Origin of the sequence: Aquisphaera insulae, from assembly GCF_011064615.1 — a bacterium.
GTDB classification, from domain to species: Bacteria; Planctomycetota; Planctomycetia; order Isosphaerales; family Isosphaeraceae; genus Aquisphaera; species Aquisphaera insulae.
Genome location: NZ_JAALJH010000086.1, coordinates 1 through 15,208, shown reverse-complemented (window position 1 = coordinate 15,208; position 15,208 = coordinate 1). Strand labels below are relative to the sequence as shown.

13 protein-coding genes are annotated in these 15,208 nt (G+C 68.8%); 5 read left to right on the top strand and 8 right to left on the bottom strand.

Annotated features, from left to right (window positions below; all coding sequences use genetic code 11):
* Positions 1-32 precede the first annotated feature (32 nt).
* Positions 33-1,109, bottom strand: coding sequence for a DUF1559 domain-containing protein (locus tag G6O54_RS30065; RefSeq protein ID WP_165232083.1), 1,077 nt, complete (start codon positions 1,107-1,109; stop codon positions 33-35).
* Between the two features lie 72 nt (positions 1,110-1,181).
* A complete protein-coding gene (locus G6O54_RS30060) occupies positions 1,182-1,667 on the bottom strand; it encodes a carboxypeptidase-like regulatory domain-containing protein (RefSeq protein ID WP_165232080.1) in 486 nt (161 codons plus the stop codon).
* 821 nt (positions 1,668-2,488) lie between these two features.
* On the opposite strand from G6O54_RS30060, the gene G6O54_RS30055 reads away from it, so the two are divergent.
* Positions 2,489-2,659 (top strand): hypothetical protein, encoded by a 171-nt coding sequence (locus G6O54_RS30055; protein ID WP_165232077.1) that lies wholly within the window; start codon positions 2,489-2,491, stop codon positions 2,657-2,659.
* A gap of 147 nt (positions 2,660-2,806) precedes the next feature.
* Here the strand turns inward: G6O54_RS30055 and G6O54_RS30050 are convergent, their stop codons facing one another.
* The 3 genes from G6O54_RS30050 to G6O54_RS30040 form a co-directional block, all read right to left on the bottom strand.
* Entirely contained in the window at positions 2,807-3,973 is a 1,167-nt protein-coding gene (locus tag G6O54_RS30050; RefSeq protein ID WP_165232074.1) for a HEAT repeat domain-containing protein, read from the bottom strand.
* Positions 3,974-4,023: 50 nt separating this feature from the next.
* Positions 4,024-4,569 carry a hypothetical protein gene (locus G6O54_RS30045; RefSeq protein ID WP_165232071.1) on the bottom strand — a complete coding sequence of 182 codons (546 nt, stop codon included), beginning with the start codon at positions 4,567-4,569 and terminating at the stop codon, positions 4,024-4,026.
* Between the two features lie 297 nt (positions 4,570-4,866).
* Positions 4,867-6,267: a hypothetical protein gene (locus G6O54_RS30040; protein ID WP_165232068.1), complete on the bottom strand. Its 1,401-nt coding sequence runs from the start codon at positions 6,265-6,267 to the stop codon at positions 4,867-4,869.
* 372 nt (positions 6,268-6,639) lie between these two features.
* Here G6O54_RS30040 and G6O54_RS30035 point away from each other — a divergent pair, with 372 nt between their 5' ends.
* From G6O54_RS30035 to G6O54_RS30020, 4 genes are all read left to right on the top strand, one after another.
* A complete protein-coding gene (locus tag G6O54_RS30035) occupies positions 6,640-7,080 on the top strand; it encodes a hypothetical protein (protein WP_165232065.1) in 441 nt (146 codons plus the stop codon).
* Positions 7,081-7,507: 427 nt separating this feature from the next.
* Entirely contained in the window at positions 7,508-8,485 is a 978-nt protein-coding gene (locus tag G6O54_RS30030; RefSeq protein WP_165232062.1) for a DUF1559 domain-containing protein, read from the top strand.
* A 61-nt stretch (positions 8,486-8,546) separates the two neighbouring features.
* Positions 8,547-8,945, top strand: coding sequence for a hypothetical protein (locus tag G6O54_RS30025; RefSeq protein ID WP_165232059.1), 399 nt, complete (start codon positions 8,547-8,549; stop codon positions 8,943-8,945).
* 53 nt (positions 8,946-8,998) lie between these two features.
* On the top strand, positions 8,999-10,378 hold the full coding sequence (locus tag G6O54_RS30020) for a carboxymuconolactone decarboxylase family protein (protein WP_165232056.1): 1,380 nt from the start codon (positions 8,999-9,001) through the stop codon (positions 10,376-10,378).
* A 92-nt stretch (positions 10,379-10,470) separates the two neighbouring features.
* On the opposite strand, the gene G6O54_RS30015 is transcribed toward G6O54_RS30020, so the two are convergent.
* The 3 genes from G6O54_RS30015 to G6O54_RS30005 all read right to left on the bottom strand — a co-directional run bounded on the left by G6O54_RS30015 (position 10,471) and on the right by G6O54_RS30005 (position 14,939).
* Positions 10,471-13,047, bottom strand: coding sequence for an excinuclease ABC subunit UvrA (locus G6O54_RS30015; RefSeq protein WP_165232053.1), 2,577 nt, complete (start codon positions 13,045-13,047; stop codon positions 10,471-10,473).
* 270 nt (positions 13,048-13,317) lie between these two features.
* Positions 13,318-14,016: a hypothetical protein gene (locus G6O54_RS30010; protein WP_165232050.1), complete on the bottom strand. Its 699-nt coding sequence runs from the start codon at positions 14,014-14,016 to the stop codon at positions 13,318-13,320.
* Positions 14,017-14,135: 119 nt separating this feature from the next.
* Positions 14,136-14,939: a DMP19 family protein gene (locus G6O54_RS30005; RefSeq protein ID WP_165232047.1), complete on the bottom strand. Its 804-nt coding sequence runs from the start codon at positions 14,937-14,939 to the stop codon at positions 14,136-14,138.
* Positions 14,940-15,208 lie beyond the last annotated feature (269 nt).

Here is a 15,208-nt window from a genome sequence, read left to right as displayed (position 1 = left end):
GAGATCTCGACGATGCCGTGTCACCCGGGCGTTCAGTAGGCGCCGCCGGAGACGACCTCGCCGCCGCGAAGCGTGATGATCTGGCGGAGCACGACGACGTTGGTCGACTCCTTGAGGAACCGCACGGAGCCGTCGCCCATCAGGGCGTTGGCCCCGCCGGGATGGAACGCGAAGATCTCATCATTCGCACCGGCGTTGTTCGCCGACGTCGGATTCGGGAAGACGTAGGCCGTCGTCGCGCAGGCGGGGAGGCCGTGATTGTTGACCTGGCCGGAGACGTTGTAGGCCCCATCGGGGCAAGCCCATCGCCAGAACCGCCTGTAGAACGTCGGCCCGTAGACGTCCCTGAGGACGTTCGGCTGGGCGGGGGAATAGAAATTCTCCGTGGCCCCGGAGCAATACCGGGCATCGCGGCCCGCGTCCTCGGCCACGGCGATGGTATTGCTCAGGCCGTCGGTAACCTCGGCGATCCTGGTGCGGTGGGCCTTGAGCATCCCGTCGGTCCAGGTGGTGCGGTTTCGATAGGGCGTGATCGGCGACGACGCCAGCAGCCCCGTCCGCCCCTCGGGATCGATGTCGGTGCTGCACGTCGCCCCGTAATCCTGATACGCGTAGCCGATCCCGGTCGCCAGGGACATGGTGTCGTACGGGTCGATCGCGTCGCGATACTGGTCGCCTTGCCGCGCGGTGCTCGGGCAGAGGAACGCCGAGATGATGGTCGTGGAGGCGGTGAAATTGGAACCCGAGACGTGGTTGTAGTCGAGCGAGAAGTTCAGCGCGTCGAAGACGGCCTTCTGCTCCATGTACTGGAGGATCCGCGGCATCAGTCCCACGCCGTCCGCGAACAGGTTGCCGGGCACCGGGCCATCGTAGGCCGAGCCCTGCCCCGCGGGCGGAAAGCAGTTATTGGCGCTCTCATAATTATGCAGCGCAAGTCCCATTTGCTTGAGGTTGTTCGTGCACTGGGCGCGTCGCGCCGCCTCTCGGGCGGACTGCACGGCCGGCAGCAGCAGGGCGATGAGGACCGCGATGATCGCGATCACGACCAGGAGTTCGATCAGGGTGAAGCCGACTCGTCGGCCCGCTCGCAGGATTCGTCCGTCGATCATGGAACAACCCCCTCCGGGTGAGAACTCGTTGAGCTTGCAGAGCACGTCAGGCCGCCTCGCCGCGGGGCGAGCTCACTTGAGGCGAAACGGATCGAGAACCTCGATCCCCGCCTTGATGTTGACCTCGATCCCGGACGTATCCTCGTCCATGTAGCGGCCCGGGATCTTGGCCTTGGGATCGAGCTTCGTGACGGCATCCCCCGTCGCGAATGGCTCGACCCGCACGCGGTATCGTCCCTCGGCGATGCCGTCGTCCGGCGTCTCCGTCGTGAGCCGAAAGGTCCCGTCCTCTTGCAGCGTGCCCACCGCCTGGCGACCCGTCGTCCCCTGCGGAACGAACGTGACCAGGCCGCCGGGGACCGGCCGCCCGTCGCCCAGGAGCACCGAGCCTCGCACGGGATGTGTGGCGATCGCCTCCCCGCGGTCGCTCCCGCGACAGCCCGCGAGCATCGCGGCCAGAGTCAACGCGCCGATCCCTCGGGGACACAACGAGGCGGGGGATGCCGGCAACCGGATGCGCAGCCCGAACGCCTTCACCAGGTGATTGTTCGAAATCATGTCAATCTCTTTGTTTTTGCGTGCAGCGAAGGGTCGATCGTCACACTCCGCGTCGATACCGCCTCGCGGATTCGGCGCACGAGTCTGCTTCGGGTCTCGGCCGGGTGCGCAGCCGCTCCGTCAGGAGCGAGCGCAATCCCCGCAGGCAGTCCTGGACGGACGGCCTCGCCCCGATCGGGCGATCCCGATGGAGATCTCCGGGGCGGAAGTCCCGATCACCGTCCGGATTTCCGTCGCGGAGGACGATCGATGCCACCCTCACGGATGGGGGGCAGCGAGAGGAGGGAAGTGGAGTTCGAGAAACGCCCCCCCGCCATTCCCGCGAGCGAGCCGAGAGTGTCGTGGCAGGCAGGGTCGTTTTGCCCCGAGACCGACGGGCCGGGCAATTCCGAGGTCCCCGATCGCCTGGAGCACGACATCCCCGTGCAAGGGGGACCGGGAGACTTTCCGGAACGAGAGTGTCCGGAGTCGAGGAACTCCCGATCGCGACGCTCCGATTCTCCAGGAATCACCAGCATCGGAGCGAAGGTGTGGCTCGATCGACCTGGCACCACGTCGCCGCACGAAGCCGACGCCCGAGGGCTGGCGATGCAGCCGATCGCGAGGAACACGCCGATCGCGGCGAGCTCGCGAAGGAGCCGGCGGCCTGATGCGAGAGAAGGCATGGAGACACGCCCGGGGATCGAAAACACCGCAAAAGTGGATATCTCACTCTGACGGACATCCCCGAGGCATGTCAAGCGCCCAGCCATCTTTCCCGGGCAATGGCGGAGGCCGTCGGGCGCGGAGAGCATTGCCCGGGCCCTCCGGAACGGCCGATAATGGTCGACGGATACCCCACCGATGGGGCCCGTGACGGCAAGGCCAACCTCGCCGCGCAGGATCGGATGCGCCGGATCGCGACGAGGCCCGACCTGATCATCCCCGGCCACGACCCGGGCGTACTCGTGCGATTCCCGAAGCGCGGCGATGGGATGGTGCGGCTGGATTAGGGCCCTGATTAGCGGATCGCCGGCTCCGTCCGGCAATCGTCAAGTGCCCTTGCCGCCGGCCGAAGCACGAGAGGTCGCCGGACGGAGCCGGCTCCCACGAAGTGCATCCTTCGCATGCGATCCGGGCGCCACGGCGACCATCGCGACCTAGCGGCCCTGAATGCGTCCAAGGGCTTCGGCGACGGCCTTGCGAACGGTCGCGTCCTCGTCGTCGAGTGCTTCCTTCAGGTCCGGGATCGCGGCGACGGCGCCCGGGCCGATGGCACCCAGGGCGTACGCGACCTCCGAGCGGACTTCCTCATCGTCGTCGTCGAGGGTGTCGATCAGGGCCGGGACCGCGGCGACGGCGCCCGGGCCGATGTCGCCGATCGCATAGGCGGCGGCGTGGCGCAGGTCGTCGTCGTCGTCGCCGAGGGCCGCGGCCAGTGCGGGCACCGTGACCGGCGAGGCCGTGCCGATCGCGCCGAGAGACTGGGCGGCGGCCTGGCGCAGATCCGGCTTCGCCTCCTTGCTCGTCAGCAGGGCCGCGAGCGAGGGCGCGGCCGAGCTTGCGTCGCGGCCGATCGCCCCCAGCGCCTGGGCCGCCTTCAACCGTGCCGATGCCGAGGGATCCGCGAGCTTGCGGGCCAGGTCGGGGATCGCCGACGTGGCGTCCGGGCCGATGTTCACGAGCGCCTCGATGGCGGCGACGCGCGTGCCCTCATCGGGATCGCCCAGGGACTTGACCAGCGCGGGGACCGATTCCTTCGCCCCGGGTCCGATCTTGCCGAGGGCCGCGGCGGCGGCTTCGCGTAGCGACGCGTCGGCGTCGGCGAGGCGACTCGTCAGCACCGGCGCGGCGGCGGCCGCGTCCGGACCGATCTCGCCGAGGGCCACGGCCGAAGCCTGGCGGAGTGGAGCGTTCGTCGACTGCAAGGCGACGAGCAACGCCGGCACCGCCTGCCTGGCCGGGGCGCCGATCGCCCCGACGGCGATCGCCGACGCGACGGCCGCCTGGGGGTCCTGGTCCTGGAGCGCCGCCGCGAGGTCGGCCACGGCCCCTTGAGCCGAAGGGCCGTAGGTCGCCAGCGTGAGCGCGGCCGTCCGTCGCACCCCGGCGTCCGGGTCCCGGAGCATCCGAGCGAGCGTCGGGACCGCGGTGTCGGGGGCAACCTTGTTCGCGGCCAGTGCCACGATGGCCTTGCGGCGCTGGAGTGCGTCCGAATCCGCCGGCCCGGGACGCCCGGGATCGCCGGCGATGGGAGCCTGGGCGTGGACGATCTGCGAGCCCGCGGCCAGTCCGGCCGCGATGACAAGGGCGAGGAAGGTTCGCATGGAGGCCTCGTCGAGTCGGTGAGGGATCGGATTCAAGGACGGCGCCGCGTTCACTTCTTCCCGTGGTGTCCGTGCCCGTGGCCGTGAGAATGCGAATGGGAGTGCGAGTGCGAGTGGCCGTGATGCGCGTTGTGGTGCGCGCCGTGATGGGCGTGGGGATGGGTCTGATGGGCAGCGGCTCGTTGGTGCGGATGTCGGGTCGGATGCTGCGCGCCGTGGTGGCTTGCCTCGTGCGAATGCTCGTGGTGCTGGTCGTCATGGTGCCAGCGATCCGCGTGGCGGAAGCCGCCGCCGCCCGTCCAACCGCCCCCGCCGCCGTACCAGCCGCCCCCGCCGCCGTACCAGCCGCTCCCGCCTCGGCCATACCAACCGCCCGACGAGTTGACGTAAGAGGTGCTGTCATATGACGCCGCGCCGGGAGTCACGACGTTCGCGCTCGACGAGGTCCCCGCAACGCCGTTGCCCGGGACGATCTGCGTCGCGTATCCGCTGGCCTGAAGCTCCGCGACGGTCGCATTGGCCGCGGCATCCGAGTTGGCCCCCGAGTAGAAGACCCAGGGGGAGTCGGCGTTGGCGCGATAATAAACGTTGAGCACCGAGGCCTCGGCCCTCCCGCCGTGGAACAGCGTACTGGCCCCAAGGCAAACGATCATTCCTGTCATGCGTGCGCGATCAAGCATCATATCCCCCCGGCCAGGATTGTCGCGGCTCGCGTCCACGAAACGAGCGCTCGGCCACAATCGAACCCTAGACCACGTTTTCGAAGCCGGTCCGAATCCGGCCTGAATCGGTCGCGCTCGATCGCCGGCCGGGGCAATCCTCGCAGGGCCGATATCACGGCACCGACGGCCTCGGGACGACTCGTGCGTCCTCCTCGGGGCGGCCCCGGCTCTTCATCGCGAGGGACGCGAGGCGCGGATCTCGACGAGCACACTCTCCGCGGCCTCGTCCCCCGCGTCCGGCCTGACCGTGACGCTCGTCCCGCCGAGGATTTGCCCGCCCTGATGGGCCATGAGTCCGTACGAGCCCGGCACGAGTCCCTCGATCCGGAAGGTCCCGTCCGCGGCGACGGGGATCGCGTCGCGAAAGACGACCGCCCCGGCAGGGCTCTCCTGCAGGGCCGCCCTGCCGCGCCATTGCTCCTCATCGCCGGGGAAGCCGAAATGGGGAGCCGGAGGATGGGCGGAGATCGTCACGCCCTTGCAGGAGCCGAGCCCGGTCACCCGACCGACCACGGCCCGGCCCCGGCCGCCGAGCACGACCTCGGCCCCGTCTCCCGGCGGCACGTCCAGATGCATCATGGGAAATTGATACGACGTAAGCCCCTTTCCATCCCGCGTCGGGGCAAGCCGAGAGAGCTGGGCCCCCCCGGGCGGGATGTACCGGAATGCGAAGCGGCCATCCGCCCCCGACCGGATCGTGGCGTACATCCCGACCATGTCCGGGTAGAGCCATTCCCGGGATACGATGAGCTCGATCGGTTCGTCCCGGCCGGGTCGGTCACCCCAGAGGATGCGGCCCCTGATCCGCCCCCACGCCCGGAGCCGCAGCTCCGTGAAGGAGGTCGGCCTGTCGCCCGCGCCGAGCAGGTCCGCGAACGGCCCGTCGAGGTATCCGGACTCGTGGACGACCACGACCACGGCGGCCGGATCGGTCTCGGTCGTCAGCCGGAACTTGCCGGCGGCGTTGGCCCGCGTCGTGGCCGGCTGCTGCCAGCGGTCCCCGAGCTTCTCGGCCGGCGGCTTCCCGGCCCCTTCGATCGTCGGCCCCGCCAGTCGCAAGGTCCGGTTCGGCAGGGCGACTCCGATCGTGGCCGCGGCGGCCGGCGATCCGTCGGGGGACAGCACGATCCCGCGGGTGCCGTGATCGGGGCGGAGCCGGACCGTCAGGTTCCTGAGCCCATCCTCCCTGCGCAGCCAGTCCGTCGTCGACGGCCGGTAGCCGTCGGCCTCCACCCGCAACTGGAAGGTCTCGTACGACCGCTCCTCGGGCCAGACGTACCGACCCCCGGTCGACTCCCGGACCAGGTGCGGCTGCCAGTTCGCGACCCGCCTCCCTCCCGGCCCCGCGTGCGGGACCGCGGGCACGACGAGGAAGCGTTCCACCGGGCGGCCCGTCTCCTCGTCGAGCACGGTGAGGACGACGAGCGGCCGGTCCTCGATCATGGCGACCGGCGCATGGGCCGCGGCCGTTGGGATCCACCTCGAGAGGGCAGCCAGGAGCACCATCGTCCGCATCATCATGGGAACCGCCCGGATCGCCTTGAGGGACACGACTCCACAACGGGGCAGCACGACAGGGTATCGCGAGTCCACCCACGCGACATCGTAGCAAGCCTCGAGGCGAGCGGGTTCCCCTTCCGTTCGCCTTCCGAGATCGATCGGCCAGGTTTCGAGGTAAGCTCGTCGCCATCACCACGCTCGAGACGCGGCCCCGTGGCTTCGTTCCGGGGAGATGTCCGGGTCGCGGCTCGTCGGCGAGGGCGGACGAGGAGGTCGAGGATGGGCCGCCCCGGCCCGACCGGCCCGGCAATCCCGCTCGCACGATATTCATATTAAACTGGTTGCACGTGGCCCGACGAGGATGTACCCTTCTACTCCATCGCACATTCGATCGTCTCACTGACGATTCCTCCAGTCCCCGAACTGCGACTCGATCCCGTGCTCATGCAGACCGCCGTCGCGATACGATCGGCATGGTTGAGGTCCGCCGCGTTCTCGACGCTGACGGCCCTGGCACTGATTGCGCCGACGGCGGCGGAGGCCGGCTGCAAGCTCCACCGGGTGACGTCCACCAACACGGCCGGGCTCGCTCGCCTGAGCGAGATGTGGGCTCTCGGCCAGTCGGTCAATCCCGGGACGCCCGACCCGGCCCATGCTCCGGTGCCCTGCTCCGGGGCACTCTGCTCTGGCATCCCGGCCGCGCCCGCGGAGCCGATGGTCGTGCCGGTCGACATGAGCGGCCAGTGGGCGATACTGTCCGTTCCGCTCGACGCGCTCGCTTTGGAATCCGATCACTTCCCATCCGACGAGACCGACTCCCTTCCCTCGTTCTGCGGACTCGCCGTCTTCCACCCTCCCCGATTGAGCGGGCCGGCGTCCGCCTGACGCCCACGCCCTTGCGCCTCCGGGCTCCCCGACCCTCGGCCTGCTGATGCGGCTCGTCCTCGCGCGGCGTCAATCCACCGGGCGATGGCGTCGCGAAGCCTGTCGCCCCTGCCGCCGCCGGTTTGGCGGAGCGCGGCGAGTGCCGTGGCGCCCGTGGCGTGGACCGCGCTCGAGGCACGTCGATGGTCACAGCGGCCGTCCACGGGCCGGGACGCCGGCCGGGGGACCGTCCGAAGGATCCGCCGTCCGCGGACTCACCCATGTCGTGGAGGCCCGCCTCCGCGATCAAGGTTCGTCACAACCGGCTACCACACGCCGCGCGGACATTCCTGACGGATCGCGGGGCCGAATGGCCCGGTGATCGTCGTCCGCGAACTCCTGATTCGACTCGAAATTGTTCCTCTCTCTCACGCAAGGAGCTGTTTTCATGCCCAGACGTTCCGGCTTCACGCTCATCGAGCTGCTCGTCGTCATCGCGATCATCGCCGTCCTGATCGCCCTCCTGCTCCCCGCGGTGCAGTCGGCCCGCGAGGCGGCCCGCCGTGCCCAGTGCGTGAACAATCTCAAGCAGCTCGGCCTCGCCCTGCACGGCTATCACGACACCCAGGGTTCGTTCCCGATCGGCAAGCTCCTCAACGTGACGACGAAGATGACCAACGACATCTCGCACCAGGCGCGGCTGCTCCCCTACATCGAGCAGTCGGCGCTCACGAATGCGATCAACTTCAGCCTGACCTCCCAGACGGTCCAGAATTCGACGGCCCTGGTGACGAGCGTCAACGTCTTCGTCTGCCCGAGCGACGCCGTGGACATGCTCCCCGCCGGCTGGGCCGGCATCAATTATCGGGCCAACTGCGGCACGAGCATCGTCAACTCGTACGGGACGCAGGACACGTCGCAGGTCAACGTCGCCATGCCGCCGCCGAACGGCCTGCTGTTCACGGACTATGCCGTGAAGATCGCCGCCGTGACCGATGGCACGAGCAACACGGCCGCCTTCAGCGAGCACGTGAAGGGGGACTTCAGCAACGGCGTCTCCACCGAGCTCTCCGACACCTACAAGCCGGGGACCTACCCCGCCAGCGCCGACGAGGCTTACCAGCAGTGCCGGGCGATCAACATCCTGGACCTGACCATGCAGGGCAACTCGAACGGCGGCGCGCCCTGGTTGACCGACCAGCACACGGGTACGCGGTACTACCACGGCAGCCCGCCGAATTCGCGGTCGTGCATGTTCCCGCCCTCGCGGATCAGCACCACCGCCAACAGCCGGCACCCCGGCGGGGTGAACGTGACCCTGGCCGACGGGTCGGTCCGGTTCGTCAAGACGTCGATTTCCATCCCGACCTGGCGGGCCCTGGGCACTCGTAGCGGCGGAGAAGTCATCAGCAGCGACAGCTACTGAGACCTGAGATTGATACCGATCCCTGTCCCACGCGATCCGCCTCCTGTTCGGAGACCCCGCCTTGAACCCGACACCGACTCTCTGGCTCCGCCGGCCCCGATGGCCGGCCGCCCTCCTGATCCTGCTGGGGACCGCCGGCTGCGGGATCGGCGCGAAGCCTTCCGATCCCACGGACGGCCGCAACGCAATCGTGACCGTTCTCGACGCCTGGAAGGCGGGCGAGAAGCCCGAGGCCCTGGCGCAACGGAGCCCTTCCATCCACGTCGCCGACAGCGACTGGAAATCCGGCCTGACGCTCCAGGGCTATGACGCAAACGGCGAGGGCAAGCTCGTCGGTTCGGACCTCAACTACAAGGTCGTCCTCGAGCTGAAGGACGCCAGGGGGAAGGTCGTGAAGAAGGAAGCCACCTACGCCGTGACCACGCATCCTCAGCTCCTGGTCATGCGGCAGGACGATTGACCGGCCTCGGCGCGACGAACATCCCGAACCCATTCATGAGAGGAATCCACGCCATGAGAGGAATCCTGCGAACGGCCCTCGCGGCCTCGATGCTCACGATCGTGCACGCCCCCTGCCCCGCGGGCGACGATCGGGCGGCGGACGAGCCGTCGAAGGTCGCGGCGACCCGCGACGACCTGAAGGCGCAGCTCGAACGATCCAAGGAGTCGCGACCCCGGCTCCCGCTCCCCCCGCCCACCGACGCGGAGATCGCCGAGGCCAAGGCCCGCGCCGCGGCGGCCGGCCCCCGGGGGAACATCCCCGGCATGGGGGGCGGCATCGTCAACAACGGACGCCTCCGCCAGCTCCACATCGATCCCTCCCTCCTCGGCTCGGCCGCCGGCGGCTCGCGCGAGCCCGACCCCGCGATGACCGTGGATAACACCTTCAAGACGATGCTCTTCTGGATCGTCTCCCGGGCCAACAACTGCACCTACTGCCAGGGGCACCAGGAGGTCAAGCTCACCGGCGACGGCGTGAAGGAGGACACGATCGCCGCGCTGGACGGCGACTGGTCCGAGTTCACCCCGGCCCAGCGGGCCGCGTTCGCCTTCACCCGCAAGATCACCTTCGAGCCGCACGCGCTGACCGACGCCGACATCGACCGGCTCCGCGAGCACTACAAGGACCTGCAGATCCTCGAGATCCTCCTGAGCGTGGCGGGCAACAACGCGACGAACCGCTGGACCGGCCCCCTGGCGATCCCCCAGGAGAAGCACCGGACCTTCCTCACCCCGACCTCCGACAAGTACAAGGCGATGCGCAGCCTGGTGGCGCCCCTCGATCCGAACGCGGCCGGCATGGCCTGCGCGAAGCCGGTCTCGCGCGGCGAGCTCGAGTCGCGCGAGCAGGTCGAGAAGGCCCTCGACGCCGCCCGCAAGCGAACCCCCCGCCTCCCGCTGGCCGACGAGGCCCACGCCCGCGCGGTGCTCCCCTCCGACTGGTCGGCCTCGGCGCCCGCCCCGGAGTGGGCCCGACTGCTCGGCAACTTCCCCAAGGGGGGCAAGCGTCTCGCCGACGCGTTCGCCCGCGCCGAGACCAAGGGCAAGCTCAGCCCGGCATTGAAGGCGAAGATCGCCTGGGTCGGCGCCCGCCACGACCGCGCCTGGTACGCCCTGGGCCATGCCAAGCAGCGGCTCAACGACCTGGGCTTGACCGACGACCAGGTCTTCGCCCTGGACCGGCCCGACTTCTCCAGCACGCCGGCCGAGCAGGCGGCCCTCGCCCTCGTCCGCAAGATCACGGTCAGCCCGGCGCTGATCACGGACTCCGACGTCGAGGCGGTCCGCAAGCACTACTCCGACTCCGAGACGGCCGAAGTCGTCTACCTCGCCACCCAGGCCGCCGCGTTCGACCGCATCACCGAGGCCGCCGGCCTCCGCCTCGAAAACTGACGCGTCATCCCGTCGCGACCCGATCGTGACCGAAGCTCGCGGGTTCGACGGACCGAACCCGCGACGGCGATCGATTCCCGGGTGCAAGGTGGTCAGGCGTGGCCGTTTTGCCTCCGCTCGGGGCCGTCGAGATGCCGGGCCAGATAGGGCGCCGTGCGGCTTTCGGGACTTCGCGCCACCTCGGCCGGCGGGCCGGCGGCGACGATCTTGCCCCCCTCGTCGCCGGCGCCGGGGCCGACGTCGACGATCCAGTCGCTGGAGGCGATGACCTTGAGGTCGTGCTCGACGACGAGGACGGTGTTGCCGGACTGGACCAGGTTGTCGAGCTGGGCGAGGAGCTTGTCGACGTCGGCGGGATGGAGGCCGGTGGTCGGCTCGTCGAGGATGTAGAGGGTATCCCCGCGCTGGGGGCGCTGGAGCTCGGTGGCGAGCTTGATGCGCTGGGCCTCGCCGCCGGAGAGCTCGGTGGCGGGCTGGCCCAGGCGGATGTAACCCAGGCCCACCTCGCGGAGGACGGTCAAGGGGCGTAATACCGCGGGCTCGGCGGCGAAGAAGTCGCAGGCGGCGTCCACGGTCAGGCCCAGCACGTCGGCGATGGTCTTGCCGCGGTACCGGATCTTCAGGGTGTCCTCGTTGTAGCGGGCACCGTGGCAGACGGGGCACGGGGCGTACACGCTGGGCAGGAAGAGGAGCTCGACCATCACGAAGCCCTCGCCCTCGCAGTTGCCGCAGCGCCCCTTGGCGACGTTGAACGAGAACCGGCCGGCGTCGTAATGGCGGGCCTTCGCGGCCTTGGTCGCGGCGAAGAGCTTGCGGATTGGGTCGAAGAGGCCCGTGTACGTGGCGAGGTTCGAACGCGGGGTCCGGCCGATCGGCCGCTGGTCGACGCGGACGAGGCGGCGGATGCCCTCCATGCCGGAGACGATCCGGCCGCCGGTCTCGGCCGAGGTCGAGGGGCGTTCCAGGTCGTGCGTCTCGTCCTCCTCGACGGGCGGTTCATGGCCCAGGTGCTCGGCGACGAGCTCGACCAGGGCCTGGCTGACGAGGCTGGACTTGCCCGACCCGGAGACGCCGGTCACGCTCGTGAAGACGCCCAGGGGGAACGCGGCGTCCAGATCGTGGAGGTTGTTCCGCGTCACGCCGGCCAGCTTCAGCCAGGCCTTCGGCGTGCGGGGCTGCCGGCGCGGCGGCGGGGCGTCCTGGAAGAGGTGGCGGCGGGTCTGGGAGGCCTCGATGCCGCGGAGGCCCTCGGGGGGGCCGCTGTAGAGGATCTCGCCGCCGTGCTCGCCCGCGGCCGGGCCGACGTCGACGATCCAGTCGGCCCGGCGGATGACCTCGATCTCGTGCTCGACGACGAACAGCGAGTTGCCCGCGGCCTTCAGGCCGTCGAGCGCCCGCAGCAGGGCCTCGGTGTCGGCGGGATGAAGCCCGGCGGAGGGTTCGTCCAGGACGTAGACGACGCCGAAGAGGTTGGAGCGCACCTGCGTCGCCAGCCGCAGGCGCTGGAGCTCGCCCGGCGAGAGGGTCGGCGTCGATCGCTCGAGCGTGAGATAGCCGAGCCCGAGGTCGATCAGGACGGCGAGGCGCCCCATGAGGTCCTGGGCGATCCGCCGGACGACCAGGAGCGTCTCGGGGTGCTCCCTCGCGAGTTTTTCCATGCCGGGGGCCTTGCCGTCGGCGTGGGGGCGGAGGATCCCGGCCAGTCGGCTCAGCGGCTGGCGGGACATCTCGGTGATGTCCAGGCCCGCGAACGTCACGCTCAGGGCCTCGCGGCGGAGCCGCTTGCCGCCGCAGGTCGGGCAGTCGGCGCTCAGCATGTATTGCAGGGCCCGCTTCTTCATGAGGGGGCTCTGGGTGGTGGCGAACGTGTGCAGGACGTGGCGGCGGGCGCTCGTGAAGGTCCCCATGTAGCTGGGCGGGTCCTTCCGCTTCAGGGCCTTCCTCACCTCGTCGGCGGTGAAGCCCGAGTAGACCGGGACCGTGGGCTGCTCGTCGGTGAAGAGGATCCAGTCGCGGTCCTTCCTCGGCAGCTCACGCCAGGGGCGGTCCACGTCGTAGCCGAGCGTCATGAGGATCTCGCGGAGGTTCTGGCCGTGCCAGGCGGTCGGCCAGGCGGCGACGGCGCGCTCGCGGATCGTGAGAGAGTCGTCCGGGACCATCGATCGCTCGGTCGCGGTGTAGACCCGACCCAGGCCGTGGCACTCCGGGCAGGCCCCCTCCGGCGTGTTGGGCGAGAACCCCTCGGCGTAGATGATCGCCCGGCCCGGCGGGTAGTCGCCCGCCCGCGAGTAGAGCATCCGCAGCAGGTTGGAGAGCGTCGTCACCGACCCGACCGAGGACCGCGTGGAGGGGGTCCCGCGCTGCTGCTGGAGGGCCACCGCCGGGGGCAGGCCGTCGATCTCGTCCACGTCCGGGTTGCCGAGCTGGTGGAAGAGCCGCCGCGCATACGGCGAGACCGATTCGAGGTAGCGCCGCTGCGCCTCGCCGTAGAGCGTCCCGAACGCCAGCGAGGATTTGCCCGATCCGGAGACCCCGGTGAAGACCACCAGGGCCTCGCGAGGGATCTCCAGGCTCACGTCCTTGAGGTTGTGCTCGCGCGCCCCCCGCACCCGGACGAACCCGGTGAAGGCCGGTCGTGCGATCTCGCGCTGTTGCCCGTCGGATGCCATCCGGCCGCCTCGCGTTCAGGTCCCTGCTCGCGGTCGCGAGGTGCCGGCCCGCGCCGGGTCGACGATCCGGCCCGTTCCCTCTTCGTCGTCCTACCTTACGCAAGTCGCAAACAGAGTGCCACGAGCACCGCGCCGAATCGCGACGGAGCCACGCCTGCGAGGTTGGCACCTGGCACGGAATGACGTGCGTGGGGACCGGATGAACAGGCCGCCTCGACCACGACGGATGCTCTCACGGTCCTGGCGGTGCCGCGAAACCTGGCCGTCGCCTCAAGACGTGTCTCTGAGGAGCCTGTCCCCCAACATCGCAAGAGCGAAGACCAGAGACACGACAACGACGAGGGCTGTGATGCCCAACCAGAGAAGCAGTCCCTTGACGTGTGACAAATCGAACCACATTCTTGCCAAATAGGATTTGAATTTGATTATTTCAACGTGCCATCCCAATTCGTCTCCCTTGGTGCGACCAAACTTCATTCGGAGCTCGCCATTGTCCACCTCCCGAATGGCTCGGAACCAGGTCCAGGCCGCCTCGCGCCATTGCGGCCCATTGACATACCTCAGAGCGACCTGCCTGGCGCGACCATCGGCCAATCTCGTAGCCTCGACCTCGAGCAATTCCGAACCGACGCGCATGAAGAATCTGCCGAGCTTTGATCCGGGATCTGAGAGATCGCAGTATCGTCCCAGGGCCTTGACGTAATCGACCCGGATTGCGGATGAGCCCTCCTCCTCGCCGAGGGTATCATTGAATCCGTGGGTCACGGGAGCGATCTTGCCGTCCTGAATCTTGAACAACTCGTTCGATTCCAGATCGACAATCAGGTCGGACGCCCCCTGCGACAGGTACAAGAGCATTATGAAATACAGCCGGTACTCGTCCAATGGGATCTTTTCATTGACCTCCCCCAAGATGCTTCGGGGCAGGCCCTTGAAATCGGTGCGTCCTGACGATCCGCCGGACGGCATTCCAATCACCTCATTGCGACAACCCTGGATCGATCAGGCCGGGGAAGGGGGACAGGCACCTCGAAGACTCGGAGCCAGTCCCGGTTTCCCGCCGTCCCCCGGCCTTTTGGGACAGTCACTCAGGAGTTGGTCTCCGGCTTGAGGACCTCGGCGCGATGTTCTCGCAGGTATCTTGCGACCTGCTCCTTGACGGAACGCTCCAGATCCCAATCCCCGGAATACTCGCGATCGAGACGGCTCCACAAAGCCATCGTCTCCTTGTAGGGCAGGGCCTTGATCGCTTCGATGCGATCCTCGCGCGATGCCGGCACGCGGGCATCGGGGAAGACCGAACACGCCTCCAGGAGGATCGCGCGCGGGCCGTCTAGGCCCATCTCCTCGAACGCGGTCAGGATCCGGGCCACCTCCCCGCCCGAGGGATTGAGGAAGAACCAGGCGTGGCCGTTCCGGAAGACCTCGGCGTTGTAGGTCTGGTAGGAGCAGAAGTTCATCTCGGGCCGGGAGAGGCCCAACTCCGGGTCGCTCTCGTCCCTCGGTTCGATGCACATGCCGATACCAGAGACAACTCTCTCCGGATCGGGGTTGTCCAGGATCCGATCGATGAGGTCGCGACTGATCCGAGTCAGCGGTCCCCCACCGGCAGCCACGAAGGCCGCGGCCGCCTCCACCGCCTCGTCCAGCGAACCGTACACGGACGGCTCGACCTCCGAGGGGCCGAACGCTCCCTCGGGCGGCCCCTTGATTCCCCAGCCCTCGACCGTCGGGTAAACCACGACACTCCTGCCCTGATGGACCAAGCAATCGTCCGAGGTCGGGTCCGGCCGGGTGGTGACGTAGATCGAGCCCGCCTGCAAGCTGTCCCATTCGCCGGCGGAGAACCCGAGAGCCTTGAGGTGGACGATGGCCTCTTTTCGCGTCTTCATGAGCTCGACCTCCACCTCCCACCGCCCAAGCTCAGCGGCCCCCCACCAGGCGAGCGAAGTTGGATTGTAGCACAAGGCGCAGATAAGGGCCGAGTCTCCGGCTGGGATGCTGGAACGTCAATGCTCACGATGCGTGAGGTTCCTACCGGATTTGTTGCGCGGGATCGAGGCTTACTTGACCATCCACAGCCTGCCCGGGGCTCGGCAGGAGCCTCGCCCTCCCGAGTGATTCCCCATGAGCTCCCCACGAGCCGATGGGTGGCTGTGGA